We start from the raw sequence: 16,407 nt of genomic DNA, 5'->3' as shown, positions 1-16,407 counted from the left end.
AGATTAACGAGGGAATTGTATGAGCCGCTTCAAATTAACCGTAGTACTTACTTTATTGAGTTGTATGTTTTTACTTGCTTGCGCAACGACTGTGAGCGCCAATACTAGTGTGCTAACAACAAGCACATCTGCGCAACCGCGCTTACAGCAAATGGCATTGCAGAAGTTAACTCGTAACCCTAACTTTCACATTGAAAACTTACAAGTGATTGTTGAAGGTGAAACTGTTGAACTAAAAGGTATTGCAGAAACGGGCTTTCAACGCGCTTTAGCACAGAAATTTTTAGAACACAGCCAAGGTGTGATGCAGATAAAAAACAACCTTAAAGTGAGTAAGTTAAATCACTCGTCACTTTAAGGTTAGGTTTACAGAAGAGGCTTGAGATTATTCGCCACTTGCTTGTAGGTTGATGAATTTCGCAAGCTCTTCAGGTTGACCCATCAGCATTTGAATTTGCTGATTAATCTCCATCATAGTTTTACCTTCAGGTAATTTAGCTGATACTGAGAAAGACGATAAACCATTCACAAAGTTGCTAATCGCTGTTGCAAGTTCTTCGCTCACTGGCACTTGCTGTAATTGCATCGCAACGACTTGCTTAAATTGCTCATGCGTCATACCTTGCGCAGTTAAGAAGCTATCAACCACCGCTTTAAGCTCACCTTCATCAGCAATCGACATATTGATGCTACGTGGCTCTAACTGAGTGAGGGCTGCCATCATCTTCGATTGCTGTTGTAACTGCTGTTCTAAAGTAAGCTGACCATCAGCTGCTTCATTTTGCATCTGGCTCACAGCAAGTGATGCTTCCATCAGCGCTGTGGTTTTAGCTAAACCAAGATTAAAGTTAACGTCAGCCACCTCATTTGCAGTGACTTTAAGAGCAAAGTCGCTGTCGCCTGAATCTTTATTATAATCAAGCGATGAGTCAACGTTATAGCTTGTTGATGCTAGCTTGTTATTAGAGTTTTCTGGCAGCTGCGCTAAAAATTCATCGCTAAAACGAAAGTTCTTCATAACAAAACCAGTATGGGGCGGCACTGCATCTACTTCGTAACCCGACACATCAATGCTATCGATTGTTGCGACAGGCTCATTGCTTAAACTATTTGAAACCGTGATCTCTGATAACTGCATGCTGCTATCAAAAATACTGGCTGAGATATCGCTGTATTTAATTTCTACACCGCTTTGGATTGATAATGCACTAATTTGCTTATCAACCACCTTTTTCACTTCCTGTGTAGCTGCGTAATTAGCGTAAGCTACGCCACCGACAGCCGCAGCAACAACCGCTGCAATAATTAACTTCTTCATTTTATTTCCTTTAATTGGTGTAAATTTTTTATCAGTGTATCAAATTGTATTTAGTTTATTAACGACAATAGCTCATGCACGGTTTTTACTGGGGTGATCTTAGCACCAAGGCCTTCCATTGATTTATGGTAATTACGATATGGAATAAAGATCTCAGTAAAACCGTGTTGCGCAGCTTCTTTAACTCGAGGTACGCCGCTGTCGATTGGTCTTACATCACCATTTAAACTTAGCTCACCCATAATACAGGTGGTACGCGGTACAACAAATTCGTTCAAGCTGCTTAAAAGTGCTGCTACCAATGCTAAATCGATACAAGTCTCTGACTCATCGATTTTTAAACCACCAACAATGTTGAAAAAAGTATCGTGGAAGATTTTTGTTTTTGTGTGCTTACGTAAAATACCTGTTAGCATCTTGATACGATTCATATTCAAGCCAACACACACCCGCTGCGGGAATTCGGCTTCGGTTTCTGTGGTTAAACATTGTATTTCGAGTAGTAAGTTACGGTTACCTTTACGGATACAAGTGATAGCAGAGCCCGGAGACTCGGTACTAGAACCAGATAAAAAGATTTCGCTTGGGTTATCAACGCTCAACATTCCGCGCTCGCACATTCTGAAAATACCCACGGTATCGATATCGCCAAAACGGTTTTTATTAGCACGCAGTGTTCTGACTTGGCCATCGTTAGTATCGATATGTAATAAAGCATCGACTATGTGTACAAGTGTTTGCGGCCCAGCAATTTCGTTATTTTTGTTTACATGGGCAATGATGAACATAGTGACATCATTTTGCTTACAGTATTGTGTTAGTGCCTGAGCTGCACTTTTTACCTGTGAGGGTGAGCCAGGGCTACCATTTGCCGTTTCTGTTACCACGGCCTGAATTGAGTCAATCACCGCGAACTTAATTTTGTTTTTATCAAGCTCTTCAATGATGGCTTCAACACTGGTTTCAGACAGCAAGTAAAGCTCATCTTCGTTGTAATCTAATCGTAAGCGATTCACACGGTTTTTAAACTGCGATAGAGATTCTTCGGCTGTGCAGTATAAAGAAGGCATTAGCTTTGACATACGTGCGACTAAATCTGACAGCAAGGTGGTTTTACCGGCACCTGGGTCGCCAGAAATAATGTTAACAGAGCCTGTGGTTACGCCACCACTTAATACTCTGTCTAGCTCACCTATTTCTGTGAGGCGTTTTTCGGCCTCAGTGGTCGCAACTTCATTGATTTTCTTTGAGCCACCGCTAGCGATACCGGCATAGCCTGCCACTGCCGCACGGCTTGCCGCTTGCTTCGATTGCCCCGCTGAAGGCTTAAATTCTGCCAGCGTATTCCACGCTCCACACTTACACTGACCTTGCCAGCGTTGATAGTTCATGCCGCACTCAGTGCAGACAAATTCGATTTTTGCTGATTTTGCCATTCGGCCTTACCTATTTTGGTCGCTGTTTTGTGACTATTTCTGTATTTTCAAGCATATAATAGCTAAAGTAAAACATATGACTCAGGTAATTAATCTAGAGTCACTTTTGTAGTCACAAAAGATAATATGCTGTAACTTGCCCCATGAAAAACGCTTAATCATGCTAAGTGCTTAATTAAGAAATGGTTAAGGGCACAGTTTTTGCTTACAAATAAAACTTTACAGTGCTTGCCATTTAATTGGCGAATACATATAACAATAACTAATAAAATAAAAAACTAGTTACACTGCTTTGGCTTTCAATAGCCAGCTAGTATACCTACTTTTTTAGATAGACGGTGATGGTTTTATAAATGGCTGAAGACATACTGCTTAAATATGAAAGCCTAGTTGAAGAACTAAAGGCACATTTAGGCACTCCCCAGTTCGACAAACTGTTTAAATCAAAAACAGCTAGCTTAACAAAGCCAGAGCAGTTTCTGATCAAAATGGAAATGTCGCGCTTATCTCAGCCTGTAGCACGCTTTATTGATTTACGTGGCCAGGTAACCGGCCAAGTCAAACCCTACGAATATGATGGTAAGCAACACTTTATGGACGATACCGCCATTGAAGTGTTTGAAGATGCTATAAAACGCCACGGTGGTTACACCCTTGCCGTTTACGAAGCGGTAATGAATACCGAAAACAATCACCGCGTAATGCAAAAAAAGGCCGCTGAACAAGCTTTAACTGACGATAGTAGCACGACAGAGCAGTCTGCTAAGGTCATTAAGTTTGCATCCTATGAAAGTCGCCGCGAAGAGCGGATGAACTACTCAATTAAAATTACCGTTGAACTAGATAAAGACAATAAGGTTGCCGCTTCTACCTCTGATATCTCTTTAAGTGGCGCAAAAATCAAGTTAGCACCACGGTATAAAGTTAAAAAAGGCCAATTAATTGGTCTGCGCTTGGTTGGCCTAGAGCAAGATTTTGAACTGGGCTTAAAAAACGGAATTCAATACGAAGTGGTTGCGGTAGAAAAAGTATCCCGTGAATACAACCATGTACGCTTAAAGCGCACCTTTATTGAAAATAATGATAAGTTTGATGAGTTCTTAGAAAGCTTTATTCACGGTAATAAACGTCGCTATAAAGTGAATCTAGACAATACCTTAGATGCGGTTGTATCGAAAGGCTACGAGCAATACTACATTCCACGTGTTACCTCGCTTTATACTTTTTTGAGCTTACAAGGCGACAAGCTTTATCCTAGCCTTGCGTTAACCACAGAAAATAACATTTTTATTCAGCGCTATTTTTGTGATGAGCGTAAGTTGTCATGCTTATATAGCATTATCAATCAACAACGTTTAGGTCACTTGCTCAGTTCACCAGATGCGGTAAAAGAAGAATACCTGTACACCTTCACTCATACCGTTGCTGGCAAGATTTATTACTACTCAGCTACGCGAACTGAGCTTGATAGCCAACCACAACTGAGAGATTTATTTTTCGGCTTTGGTAGCCAAAAAGACAGTTGGCAATGCTTTAAGCTTCAGTTGATGCCAAGCCATCCGGAAGATTCGTATATTCCGCTGTCGCTACCAAGCAGTGCTGGTAAAAACATCGAAAAACTAAATAAGCCACCGACACCACGGGTGCAGGGGTTGATTAAAGATGTTAAATATCTACTGATTTTGACCTCGGTGGGTACTAAGTTTGAACAACAAACATACCAACAGCTTGATTATAATAAAGATGCGGTAAACCAACTTAAACAGTTTGGTCACAGTAAGCATAAAGCGCCTCCTCATTTAGAGCCTGTGGCGCTTGAGTATGTGAACCTTCGTGCTCATAAACGCTATTTATACAAAACAGCTATCAGCATTGAACATCATGAGCAATCAATTACAGGCCATACTCGTGATTTATCTGTGATGGGCTTGCAAATTGAATGCGACCAACCGGTTGAGTTCAAAAAAGGCGATATCATCAAACTAAACTTGCCTGATTTGCAAAAAATTACCAAAAAGCACGATTTAACAAATCTGGCTTATGAAGTAATGGCTATAAGTAAATCACTGACAACGGTAAATTTAAAAGTGCATAAAGTTGGTGACTTACCGCATATGGCGATTAAGTTTTTCACCGTATTAATCGATAACAACAAAGACAAATTACGTGTTTGTGAAGAAACCCCTAAAATTCCGGGGCTATCAACTGCACTCAGAAATATGGTGACCAAAAGCGTATGCCAATTCCCGTTTTATTTACATAAAGAAGCTGCCCACTTTAAAGCTGGCGCTATTGGCCAAGGCTTATATCCAAGCCCTCTTCATGTACTACTACAAAATTTTGCGTTATTGAACGAAACAACCAGCATCGACGGATTCTTATCAACGGATCAAATTACAGAAGTAATCACCCCGTTGATCAAAGACCGTAGTCGCCAAGATCCACCTCTGCCATTTACTCTATTTGTTCGCTTTGATCCGCGCCAAGCCGAAATAAGCGATGCAATTACCAGCCGCTGTATTAGTGAAGATGATTACAAACCACAAACTTTGTTTGTGAAAAAAGCGCTGAAAAACGATTTAGTCTTTGTATTTCGTTTATATGTATCACGAACTGGTCGCCCTGATATTGATTACTTAGCGAATGAACTCAAATACATTAGCCAGTATGCATTACATAAAGCGAAAGACTTAGAGGAAGCGCTATGGGCAGTAGCTGGTGTGGGTGATTTAATTGATATAACCGAAGAAGCGCTTACCCATTTTGATATTGACCGAAGGCTGATCAATGAAATGAGTAAACGCAAAGCGACTTGGTTAAAGCGAGTAATCTAACGGTAGAGAGAGTAAGTAAGCAACTTGCAGTAATGAGCCTTCATTAATTGCAGTTTGTGCTTGCTCAACTACTTTAGGTTTACCATGCACAGCAACACCAAGCCCTGCCGCAGCCATCATTTTCAAATCGTTCGCACCATCACCCATAGCAACAGTTTGGCGGTTGTTTAAGGTAAGCTTTTGTTCGATTCGTTTAAGTACACGGGCTTTTTCCTCAGCATCAACAATCGTGCCTATGACCTTGCCTGTTAAACGATTATCTTTGAATTCAAGGGTATTGGCGTGCACTTCATCTAAATCTAGCAGTGACTGTACTTGCTCAGCAAATGGCACAAAACCACCTGATGCAATAGCTAAATGCCAGTTATGCGTTTTTAGGTATTGGCATAACTCACTCACGCCCGGCATTAGCGGTAAACGCGCTTTTAAGCCATCAATTAAGTCTACATCGATGCCCTCAAGCTTCGCGACACGCTGTTTTAAGCTTTGTGCAAAGTCTAGCTGACCAGCCATTGCTTGCGCGGTCACAGCAGCAACTTCATCATACACATCGGCAAGACGCGCAATTTCATCGATACACTCAATAGTAATGGCTGTTGAGTCCATATCCATCAGCAATAAACCTGGTTCATTCACTGTTGGTGGATTAGTTAATTGCACCAATTGAATACCCAATTGCTTAGCAAACTCAACTAATACCAAAGGGCTTAGTGCTGTTGTTGTATCGCTATGAAAGCTCCACGCTACTGGCATGTCTGAGATTGGCTGATAACAACAAAGCGATAAATTGCTAAACCCTTGCGCTGCTAAAAAATCGCTAATAGCAAGTAATTGCTCAGCATTAAGCTCATTACCAAAGGCAACACTGAACACGCCTTGATTTGCTTTTGGCGTAAAGTCTGTTGTAATAAGGTGTTTGTTTTCAATTTTATACCAGCAATTTAGGCTGATTTGTTCTGCTAAATTTGCTGAAGGTGTAGCAGCTAAGCTAAGCTGTGACATAGTGGCTCCACATTAGACTTATGTCTGTCCTTGGTCGTGCATTTGGCACTCGCACTCAAGGGGCTGTTAAAGTTATCATGTTGTACCATCAAATTTAAAAGCTGTCAGTAACGTATACGGTGACTATGAAAAATAACCAACTTAAAATTCCCTTTTCAGCCACTTATCGCCAACGTGTTGTGCGCTTGAGCTTGGCTGCAGCCTGTTTTGTGCTGTTAAGTTGGGTTGCCATGAATAGTAGCTTTCAAAGCCACCAATTACTTTATGATAGTGCTGACAGCACCGCGATAAGCTTAACCAAGTTTATGGCATTAAATGCAAAAACCCCGCTGCAAGAAAAAAACAAACCAGAGTTAAATGCACTATGTAATCATATTGCTGAAGATGAGTATGTGTTAGCGGCAACGATTTACGATCAACAAGGTATTCAAATTGCGGCCAGCGATAATTGGCAAAGTCACCACACTTTTGGTTTATTACCCGACTCAACGCCGGGTATCAGCAAACTTAAAACTCCATTTGTAGAACCGGTGATAAGTGATGATGAAAGGCCAATTGGTTTTGTGTCGATTACCTATTTAACGCAGGCTTCTATTGCGACCAGCCACAGTAGTTTTCATGATTTAGGTCGCCAAGTGTTATTAATGTTAGTGATCACCTGTATTTTTACTTGGCAGTTAGGCCGCGGCTTAAAACACTGGCAAATCAACCGTTACATCAAAAAAAGTGCAGAGCAAGAATCATAGAGTTTAGCAGCCAATTGCTGCTTTGTATCGCCTGTAACGCCTTTAAGTTCACATAGATGAGCAAACACATCGCGCACCTTAAGTGGTGTATTAATCTGCCCTTGAAAACCAGCTAGCGGCATTGATGGCGAGTCGGTTTCAAGCACTAAATACTGGGGTTCAATTGTACTTATAACTTTACGAGTTTTAGCAGCGCGCGGGTAACTAATCACGCCACCAACACCAAGCTTAAACCCTTGTTTAATATAACTATGAGCTTGTTGCTCTGAACCTGAAAAGGCATGAATAACACCTCCATACTTTGGCTTGCAGCGCTTAAATGAGCGAGCAATTAAGTCATGGCTTTGTCTGTGATGTACAATCAGTGGTAAAGCGAGTTGGTTGGCAAGCTCTATCTGCCCTTCAAAAAGCTGCGTTTGTTTATCGAGGTTGTCGATACTGCGATCAAGTCCGCACTCACCGATGGCAATAAACTGCCCAGTATGGGTTTTCGCTAATTGCTCTAGTTCAGCGAGGTGATGAGTTTGGTGGTCAGATAAAAAATAAGGATGTAAGCCTAAAGCAACTGAAATACTTGGCTCTGATTTAGCAAAAGAGAATAGTTTTGTAGATTGTGCCAAGCTCACACCCGGCACAATAAAATGCTCGATCCCTACTTGCTTGCATGCCTTGATGAGCTCTGTGCGAGTCTCATCAAATTCGCCAAAATCAAGGTGGCAGTGGGAATCGATAAAACGCATTTACGGATTTAAACGACCAAACTGCCAACTACCGTCGGCTTGGCGTTGATACATAAAGCGGTCGTGTAAGCGGTGTGCCCCACCTTGCCAAAATTCGATTTTAGTAGGCTCAACACAGTAGCCTCCCCAAAAATCAGGCAGTGGAATTTCACCCTCTGAAAACTTTTGCTTCATTTTCGCAAATGTTTCCATTAGTACCTTACGCGATGACACAGGACGACTTTGCTGAGATGCCCATGCAGCTAACTGACTTTCTTTAGGACGTGATAAAAAGTACTTAGCCACAGCAGTTGTTGGTAAGGGTTTAGCTTCGCCGTAGACTATGACTTGTCGCTCCATGTGGTGCCACGGAAAGTGCAGAGAAATTTTGTTATTACCTTTAAGCTCCTGCGCTTTGCGCGAGCCGGTATTGGTAAAAAACACAAAGCCATTTTCATCAAGATGCTTTAACAGCACAATACGCTGTGAAGGCTGACCATGTTCATCAACCGTTGCGACGACCATCGCCGTAGGATCAGGCAAATTAGTGGCAACAGCTTGCTCAAGCCATTTTTCAAACTGCTTGATTGGAGACGCATCAAGCATATCTTCAGATAAACCATCCTGTAAATATTCACGGCGAATATCTTCAAGTTTCATAAAATTCCCTCTATCGCTACTATCAGCTATCAGCTATCAGCTATCAGCTATCAGCTATCAGCTATCAGCTATCAGCTATCAGCTATCAGCTAAAGATTAATCAAGGTTGTTGAGCTGTCAATTTTGTTGGGTTTCGCTGCGCTCTACCCAACCTACGAAGCTAGGCTCTAGGTTCTAGGTTCTAGGTTCTAGGTTCTACAAGCTACTCCCCTAGCGCCTAGAGTCTAGGGCCTTCGATTTATGTTGGGTTTCGCTACGATCTGCCCAACCTACGAAGCAGAATTCACCTAAGTAGTTTAGCCTAAGACAAGGCGGAAAACCGACTTATCCCTTTGAGTTCTTAAACTTTCTGCAAGTGTAGGAGTGCTAGCAAGGCAATGAGTTTATTTATGCCAAGGAGCATACGTGTTTTGTATGTGACTTAGGCTAAATAAACTCATTAACGCAGCTAAAGCGAACTACACGAAGCAGATTACATTTGCTCCATGACTTCGATACCTAAAAGATCCAATCCTGACTTCAGTGTCTTAGCAACTAAATTACACAGTACTAAACGGCTGTCACGAACACTTGGCTCTACGCCTTCTTTTAGAACTGGGCATGCTTCGTAGAACGTCATGTATAGGCTTGCTAGTTCGTATAGGTATCCACATAATACGTGCGGTGTCGCTTCGCTGATCATTAAATCGAGTACTTCTTCTAACTGAAGAAGTTTAAGTGCCAGCGCTTTTTCTTGTGGCTCGTTGATTGCAACGTCTGCTGTTAATGAGGCAGCATCGATACCTGATTTACGGAAAATACTGCGAACACGTGTGTATGCATATTGTAGGTAAGGCGCTGTCGCACCTTCAAAGCTCAGCATAGTGTCCCAGTTGAAGATATAATCGCTAGTACGGTGCTTAGAAAGATCCGCATATTTTACTGCGCCAATACCTACTTTACGGGCAATTTCGCTACGCTCTTCGTCGCTTAAATCTGACTCACGCTCAGCAAGCTTAGCTGCGGCACGAGTGATAGACTCTTCAAGTAAGTCAGCAAGTTTAACGGTACCGCCAGTACGAGTTTTGAATGGCTTGCCGTCTTCACCCATCATGGTGCCGAATGGGCAGAATTCATAACTTGTTTCATCACGTAATAAACCTGCTTTACGTGCTGTTAGCTCAACTTGATTGAAGTGTAAGCTTTGACGTGCATCTACAAAGATTAAGATGCGATCAGCACCCAATTTATTTGAACGGTAATCACAAGCAGCTAAGTCAGTTGTTGCATATAAGAAACCACCACCTGATTTCTGTACGATAAACACTGAAGGCTCGCCGTCTTTATTAGCAAGTTCATCTAAGAACACCACTTGCGCACCATCAGACTCAACAGCAATATCTTTATCTTTTAATAGTGCGATGATGTTTGCAAGTTCACTGTTGTAAGCACTTTCTGCCATGATGTCATCTTGCGTAAGTGTTACGTTTAGACGCTTATAAACTTCTTCAGAATGCTTTACAGAAGTGGCAATGAATAACTTCCAAAGTTTTTCACAGTGTGCGTCGCCGCCTTGTAATTTAACAACGTAATTACGGGCTTTGTCGGCAAACCCTTCTTCATCATCAAAGCGTTTTTTCGCATCACGGTAGAAGGTTTCAAGATCGGCCAGCGCTACAGACTCTAAGTCTACACCTTGGTTGATTTGATCTTCTAAATGCGCGATTAACATACCAAACTGAGTACCCCAGTCACCCATGTGGTTTTGACGAACAACTTCATCACCACGGAACTCAAGAGCACGAACAACTGCATCACCAATGATGGTTGAACGTAAATGACCTACGTGCATTTCTTTAGCAAGGTTAGGTGATGAGTAATCAACAACTACTTTTTGTGCTGTTGCATGTGGCGCAACTGCTAGCTTTTCGTCTTCGTTTGCCGCTTTTAAGCTAGCTGATAAAAACTCAGGCTTTAAGTGAATGTTGATAAAACCTGGGCCCGCGATTTCAGTTTTTTCTGCGATATCAGCAAGGTCTAGGTTATCGATAATTTTTTGTGCAAGTTCACGCGGGTTTGATTTTAATTTTTTAGCCGCGCCCATCGCGCCATTGATTTGGTAATCACCAAACTGTGGGCGTGTGCTTTGTGTTACCGCTGGGTTAGTGTCTTCAGGTAACCCTGCTGCAACCATAGCAGCAATTGCTTTGTCGATTAAAAGAGTACGAATATTCATTGTAATTTTTACCTTTATGGCCCGCTGTACGGGCACTTAAATTTGAAGCAGACTTAGCGTATTAGTTTTCGCGCGTGTGGTTAAACTTGATATCTGGATAACGTTCCATCGACAAGTTTAGGTTTACACGGCTTGGCGCGATATAAGTAAGGTTATCGCCGCCATCAAGCGCTAAGTTGCTTTCGCACTTACGCTTAAACTCTTCAAGCTTTTTGGTATCGTCTGAGCTTACCCAACGTGCAGTGTTAACACTCACACCTTCGTAAATCGCATCAACGTTGTATTCTGCTTTTAAGCGCGCAACAACCACATCAAACTGTAGTACACCGACCGCACCTACGATAAGGTCGTTATTGATAAGCGGTCTAAATACTTGCACAGCACCTTCTTCAGATAGCTGAACTAAGCCTTTTAATAATTGCTTTTGTTTTAATGGATCTTTTAAGCGAATACGACGGAATAATTCTGGTGCGAAGTTAGGAATACCACCAAACTTCATTTTTTCACCTTGCGTGAAGGTATCACCAATTTGAATTGTACCGTGGTTGTGTAAACCAATGATGTCACCTGCGTAAGCATCTTGCGCTCGCTCACGATCACCGGCCATGAAGGTTACCGCATCAGAAATACTGACTTGCTTACCAATACGCACATGGTTCATCTTCATACCTTGGCTATATTTGCCAGATACAATACGCATAAAGGCGATACGGTCACGGTGTTTAGGGTCCATGTTCGCTTGGATTTTAAATACGAAACCAGAGAAGTTATCTTCAGTTGCCGCAACTTGGCGGTCTTCTGTTTCACGTGGTAATGGCGCAGGAGCCCACTCAGTTAAGCCATCAAGAACATGGTCCACACCAAAGTTACCAAGTGCTGTACCAAAGTAGACTGGTGATAATTCGCCAGCTAAGAACAGATCTAAATCAAATTCGTGTGATGCACCAATGACAAGCTCTAGCTCTTCACGAAGCTGCTCAGCAAGTTCGCTACCAATCGCCGTATCAAGCTCAGGGTTATCTAAACCTTTAATAACGCGAACTTCTTGAATTGTGTGGCCTTGACCTGTGCTATACAAAATCGTTTCTTCACGGTGGATGTGGTACACACCTTTAAACTCTTTACCACAACCAATCGGCCAAGTTACCGGCGCACAGGCAATGTTTAGCTCAGTTTCAACTTCGTCTAATAACTCCATTGGATCACGAATATCACGGTCACACTTATTCATGAAAGTTACGATAGGTGTGGTACGTAAGCGTGTTACTTCCATTAATTTACGAGTACGATCCTCAACACCTTTCGCTGCGTCGATGACCATTAGGCATGAGTCAACCGCTGTCAGTGTACGATAAGTATCTTCAGAGAAGTCTTCGTGTCCTGGAGTATCAAGTAAGTTAACTAGACGCTCATTGTAAGGAAATTGCATAACAGACGTAGTTACCGAGATACCACGTTCTTTTTCCATTTCCATCCAGTCTGATTTTGCGTGCTGGTTTGAGCCACGACCCTTTACGGTACCCGCTTTTTGAATCGCTTGTCCGAATAACAGAACTTTTTCTGTAATAGTGGTTTTACCCGCATCCGGGTGCGAGATGATCGCAAAGGTGCGTCGTTTATTAATTTCGGTAGTTAAATTAGACATGTAAGCTGCTTTTAGTCATAACAAAGCGCACTTAACTGCCTTATAAATTATAAAGCTCGGTGCGCACTGTAAAAATAAAATAGAATTGCCGAGCATTATACCTTGTTTGTCTTAGCCAAAAAAGCAGCGATTGTAAGTAATTATTCACCTTTCGTTGAGGATTTTCGTTGTTCACTTTTTTGCTAAGCTTGTGTAATCAAGTTGTAACGCATACTATTGATAAATTGCACGGAGGGATATCAATTTAGGTCATGAAAACCAGTAAGCTCAGTATTCGATTATTATGGTATATCACACCATTAGTGATCTTACCTTTGTTGTTTTTAGGTGGCTTTACGTTAACCAATGTGACCAATTCAACAAAAAAACAAGCTGAGCTGATTGTCAGTCGCTTTGTTGAGCAACAGCAGCAAAAAATCTTCAATTACATTGACTCATTTCACTCGATTACCCGGTTGCTTTCGACCTCCCCAGTTTTGGCAGACTTTTTAGCCCGCGAACCTGAATCAAAAAATCAATACATTGAACGCCTTGGCGAGTTAATGAATGTATTTGCAAGTTATTCAGAAGCTTACCCTGACATTGTAAGTATTAACTATGTTGCCCCAGATGGTAAAAGCGATGCATTTTATTCAAGCCAATTAACCCCTGCGCCGAAAAGTTACCCATTTTTTGATCAAGTACTGCAATCAAATTTGCGCCAACAGCAATTTATGATCTCCAAAGAAGATGGCTCAACTAGCCTGTACTTTGTGCACCCCATTTATAATATTGATTACTACTTAAAACAGCCGCAGCAACTTGGGTTTATTGTTGTTCATGTTGAACCGTCGATATTAAATGCCAGTATTTTAGAAGCGCCATTTAATAACACTCTAAATTTGTTTTTGACCACTAAAGGGCAAATTTTATTTAGCTCAGACTATGACCTACGCGGCAGTTACCTAAGTGAATACGAACTTGAACAAATTAAGAGTTTGGCCGATTACGGCAAACTAGCCAGTATTGAGCTGTCGAGTATCGATAAAGAAGAGCGCATCATCTACGCGGTACAAATGACCGACGGTGATTATTTTATCTCTACCACTCCCAAAGATTTGCTATATCAGTCTGGTAAAGCCATCAGTTTAATTACTGCATTAATTGTTATTATTTCGGTGATTTCACTGCCTATTTTGATCTACATTGTGGTGCGCAACTTACTACTCACCCCAGTCGAATTATTAGGGGCTGCAAGTCACCGGGTTGGTGATGGTGATTTATCTGTTTATTTGCCCGCCCATACAAACGATGAAGTTGGTGTGCTTTTTAATGACTTTAATCACATGGTGAACCAAATTCGTCATTACCAAGACGAGCTTGAAGAATATAAACATCACCTAGAAGAAAAAGTAGAGAGCCGTACTAAAGCCCTCGAAGCAATGAATAGCAAGCTAGAAGTGGCCATTGCGCAAGCTGAGCAAGCAAACCAACTGAAAAGCCGCTTTTTAGCGAATATGAGTCATGAAATTCGTACTCCACTTACCGCAATTATGGGCTTTACAGAGCAACTTCTGCACAACAAGGATGCGGTGAATGATGAGCAGCATTTAAGCACCATTTTACGTAACTCTAAGCACTTGCTTGAGCTCATCAATAACATTCTTGATTTATCAAAAATTGAAGCTGAAAAACTCGCCGTTGAGCGCGGGCCATGTAATGTAGTGCAGCTTATTCATGATATTGATTCGATTATTCGCCCACTAGCTAATGAGAAGCAACTGGCGTTTAATATCAACTACAAGCTACCAATACCCAAAACTATTAATAGCGATACCACACGTTTAAAACAAATCTTGATCAATATTGCCAGCAATGCGGTTAAGTTCACTGAGAAAGGCAGTATCTCGATTGATATTAGCTACAACAGCGAAAAACAGCATTTACAATTTGCGATTCAAGATACCGGTATCGGTATGTCTGAGCGCGAAGTCGAACGGGTATTTAAACCGTTTGAACAAGCCGATGCGACGACAACTCGCCGCTTTGGTGGTACGGGTCTTGGCTTGTGTATATCGAAGAACTTAGCCCAGTTATTGGGTGGTGATGTACAACTGATTAGTGAACCTGGAAACGGCAGTTGTTTTACCGTACAAGTTGCTGCTCACTTAAATGCCGAACAGCTTAAGTACGAGGCCTTTATTCATAGCTATGAGCAACTATCGCCAAGTAAAGACGTTCAGCTTTCATTTGCAGCAAACAGTTTTGATGCCAATATACTAGTGGCCGAAGATAACCCAGATAACCAGTTGCTGATCAAACTGCTGTTACAAACTTGGGGGCTTGAGCCTGACATCGCGAAAAACGGTGCTGAAGCAGTAGAAATGGCATTAGTTAATGATTATCAGCTGATCATCATGGATATGCAGATGCCAGTCATGGGCGGCTTAGAAGCAACGCAAATGCTACGTCACGCAGCCTATGATGGCCCTATCATTGCGCTTACGGCCAATGTAATGAAAACTGATGTTGATACCTATATTGAAGCGGGCTGTGATGAAGCACTCGCCAAACCAATCGACAAAGATGCTCTAGAGCAAGTGCTTGTAAGCTACTTACACATTGAAAAAGATAGTCAAAACAAGTGGGAAAACTTACTAAAAAGTGAAAAATTCCAACAAATTAACGACAACTATCGCTCAAAACTTCCTGATTATTTAAGCCAAGTTGTACAGTTGTATCGCGCTAAAGAATGGGAAGCGCTACGTTCATTAGCACACAGCTTAAAAGGCAGTGCGGGGTGTTTTAGTTTTGAAGCTATTCACAAGACTGCGGGTCAGCTTGAAAATGCGCTACGCAGTAATCAAACTGAGCAGGTGGAGCAATGCTACGATGCGCTTATCAATGCCCTTGAAGAAGCATCTTAAAGGCTAAAGCTCATACCCATTAAAATAGCGTCTTCGTTGCCTGTCGCGGTTGGATAGTAGTTCTTGCGTACCGACATATGTGAAAACCCAGCGCTTTCGTACAGGCCAATAGCAGGAGCATTCGACTCACGCACTTCTAAGAATAGGTTTTCAGCTTGGTGCTGCTCGCCGTGCTCAATAAATGCATTTAACAACTGCTTAGCAATGCCCTGCCCTTGATACTTCGGCGCAACACAAATATCCATTAAAGTGTAATCTGGGCCCGCTTGTTCACCGATATAAAAACCTAGCATCTCATCACCTTGAAAAGCGGCCAGGTTAAAATAACGCCCAGCTAAACACGACAGCATGGTTTTCTCTGTCCACGGGTGACTATGGCAGGCGTTTTCGATAGCCATTAACTGGCTAATATAGGTTGCATCGACAGGTTTAAAGCTTATCAAGTTGTTCACCGATTAAAGACCAAAGTTGTTTTTTCTGTTCGCCATTGAGCTTATCGCTTGGTAAGCCTAAGCAGCCCTCTTGCCAGCTAATACTTGCTGTTTTAACGATTTGAGTGATCACTAACGGCGCAAATGCTTTTTCGAGGTCTTGGTGAAACTGTAACGGAAGCGTCAGTGTTTCTTGTTGAGTGTTTGGTATCTGTTCGCCAGAAGTATCAGGCGCAGTTCGATAGTGTTGATTCAACTCTAAAGATTGTACAGAGAATATCGCAGCGTAACTTGGATTCATAACAACTCAATCATGATTAAGAGCAAGTAATATAGGGAGATTTGCGATTAAAGTAAAGAAGGAAGAAATGGCAGGGGCGGAGAGATTCGAACTCCCAACCGTCGGTTTTGGAGACCGCTGTTCTACCAATTGGAACTACGCCCCTGCAATGACGACGAATTATATAGAGCTTTTTTCAAAGGTAAAGTAAAAAA

Annotated in this window: 13 protein-coding genes and 1 tRNA gene; 4 read left to right on the top strand and 10 right to left on the bottom strand. The window is 41.9% G+C overall.

All coding sequences use genetic code 11. The features are described 5' to 3' along the window. Positions 1-19 precede the first annotated feature (19 nt). Positions 20-358 (top strand): BON domain-containing protein, encoded by a 339-nt coding sequence (locus PASHI_RS05870; protein WP_062564893.1) that lies wholly within the window; start codon positions 20-22, stop codon positions 356-358. A 27-nt stretch (positions 359-385) separates the two neighbouring features. Here PASHI_RS05870 and PASHI_RS05865 read toward each other — a convergent pair whose 3' ends face one another. Next, a complete protein-coding gene (locus PASHI_RS05865) occupies positions 386-1,318 on the bottom strand; it encodes a hypothetical protein (RefSeq protein ID WP_062564892.1) in 933 nt (310 codons plus the stop codon). 50 nt (positions 1,319-1,368) lie between these two features. Beyond that, positions 1,369-2,754 (bottom strand): DNA repair protein RadA, encoded by a 1,386-nt coding sequence (gene radA / locus PASHI_RS05860; protein WP_054560823.1) that lies wholly within the window; start codon positions 2,752-2,754, stop codon positions 1,369-1,371. A 353-nt stretch (positions 2,755-3,107) separates the two neighbouring features. Here radA and PASHI_RS05855 point away from each other — a divergent pair, with 353 nt between their 5' ends. Continuing rightward, positions 3,108-5,588 carry a PilZ domain-containing protein gene (locus PASHI_RS05855; protein WP_062564891.1) on the top strand — a complete coding sequence of 827 codons (2,481 nt, stop codon included), beginning with the start codon at positions 3,108-3,110 and terminating at the stop codon, positions 5,586-5,588. Here the strand turns inward: PASHI_RS05855 and serB are convergent. Continuing rightward, entirely contained in the window at positions 5,571-6,590 is a 1,020-nt protein-coding gene (gene serB, locus PASHI_RS05850) for a phosphoserine phosphatase SerB (protein WP_062564890.1), read from the bottom strand. The two genes, PASHI_RS05855 and serB, sit on opposite strands and share 18 nt — an antisense overlap. Positions 6,591-6,715: 125 nt before the next feature. Here serB and PASHI_RS05845 point away from each other — a divergent pair, with 125 nt between their 5' ends. Next, positions 6,716-7,336 (top strand): AhpA/YtjB family protein, encoded by a 621-nt coding sequence (locus PASHI_RS05845; RefSeq protein WP_054560826.1) that lies wholly within the window; start codon positions 6,716-6,718, stop codon positions 7,334-7,336. Here the strand turns inward: PASHI_RS05845 and PASHI_RS05840 are convergent. The 4 genes from PASHI_RS05840 to prfC all read right to left on the bottom strand — a co-directional run bounded on the left by PASHI_RS05840 (position 7,303) and on the right by prfC (position 12,575). Beyond that, positions 7,303-8,076, bottom strand: a complete 774-nt coding sequence (locus PASHI_RS05840; RefSeq protein ID WP_062564889.1) for a TatD family hydrolase — start codon at positions 8,074-8,076, stop codon at positions 7,303-7,305. The genes PASHI_RS05845 and PASHI_RS05840 overlap by 34 nt on opposite strands. Then, positions 8,077-8,715 (bottom strand): pyridoxamine 5'-phosphate oxidase, encoded by a 639-nt coding sequence (gene pdxH, locus PASHI_RS05835; RefSeq protein ID WP_055020972.1) that lies wholly within the window; start codon positions 8,713-8,715, stop codon positions 8,077-8,079. Positions 8,716-9,187: 472 nt separating this feature from the next. After that, positions 9,188-10,930: an arginine--tRNA ligase gene (argS, locus tag PASHI_RS05830; protein WP_062564888.1), complete on the bottom strand. Its 1,743-nt coding sequence runs from the start codon at positions 10,928-10,930 to the stop codon at positions 9,188-9,190. Between the two features lie 61 nt (positions 10,931-10,991). Continuing rightward, positions 10,992-12,575 carry a peptide chain release factor 3 gene (gene prfC / locus PASHI_RS05825; RefSeq protein WP_054551232.1) on the bottom strand — a complete coding sequence of 528 codons (1,584 nt, stop codon included), beginning with the start codon at positions 12,573-12,575 and terminating at the stop codon, positions 10,992-10,994. Between the two features lie 251 nt (positions 12,576-12,826). Here prfC and PASHI_RS05820 point away from each other — a divergent pair, with 251 nt between their 5' ends. Beyond that, positions 12,827-15,481: a hybrid sensor histidine kinase/response regulator gene (locus PASHI_RS05820; protein ID WP_055020975.1), complete on the top strand. Its 2,655-nt coding sequence runs from the start codon at positions 12,827-12,829 to the stop codon at positions 15,479-15,481. Here PASHI_RS05820 and rimI read toward each other — a convergent pair. The 3 genes from rimI to PASHI_RS05805 all read right to left on the bottom strand — a co-directional run bounded on the left by rimI (position 15,478) and on the right by PASHI_RS05805 (position 16,358). Then, entirely contained in the window at positions 15,478-15,924 is a 447-nt protein-coding gene (rimI, locus tag PASHI_RS05815; protein WP_054551230.1) for a ribosomal protein S18-alanine N-acetyltransferase, read from the bottom strand. The genes PASHI_RS05820 and rimI overlap by 4 nt on opposite strands. Further along, positions 15,911-16,213, bottom strand: coding sequence for a hypothetical protein (locus PASHI_RS05810; RefSeq protein WP_062564887.1), 303 nt, complete (start codon positions 16,211-16,213; stop codon positions 15,911-15,913). Before PASHI_RS05810 ends, rimI begins: the two co-directional genes overlap by 14 nt. 68 nt (positions 16,214-16,281) lie before the next feature. Next, positions 16,282-16,358: transfer RNA gene (locus PASHI_RS05805), tRNA-Trp, on the bottom strand. Positions 16,359-16,407 lie beyond the last annotated feature (49 nt).

The organism is Pseudoalteromonas shioyasakiensis, assembly GCF_001550135.1.
GTDB lineage: Bacteria > Pseudomonadota > Gammaproteobacteria > Enterobacterales > Alteromonadaceae > Pseudoalteromonas > Pseudoalteromonas shioyasakiensis.
The sequence above is the reverse complement of the archived record's forward strand: the minus strand, read 5'-3'. Positions and strand labels throughout refer to the sequence as shown.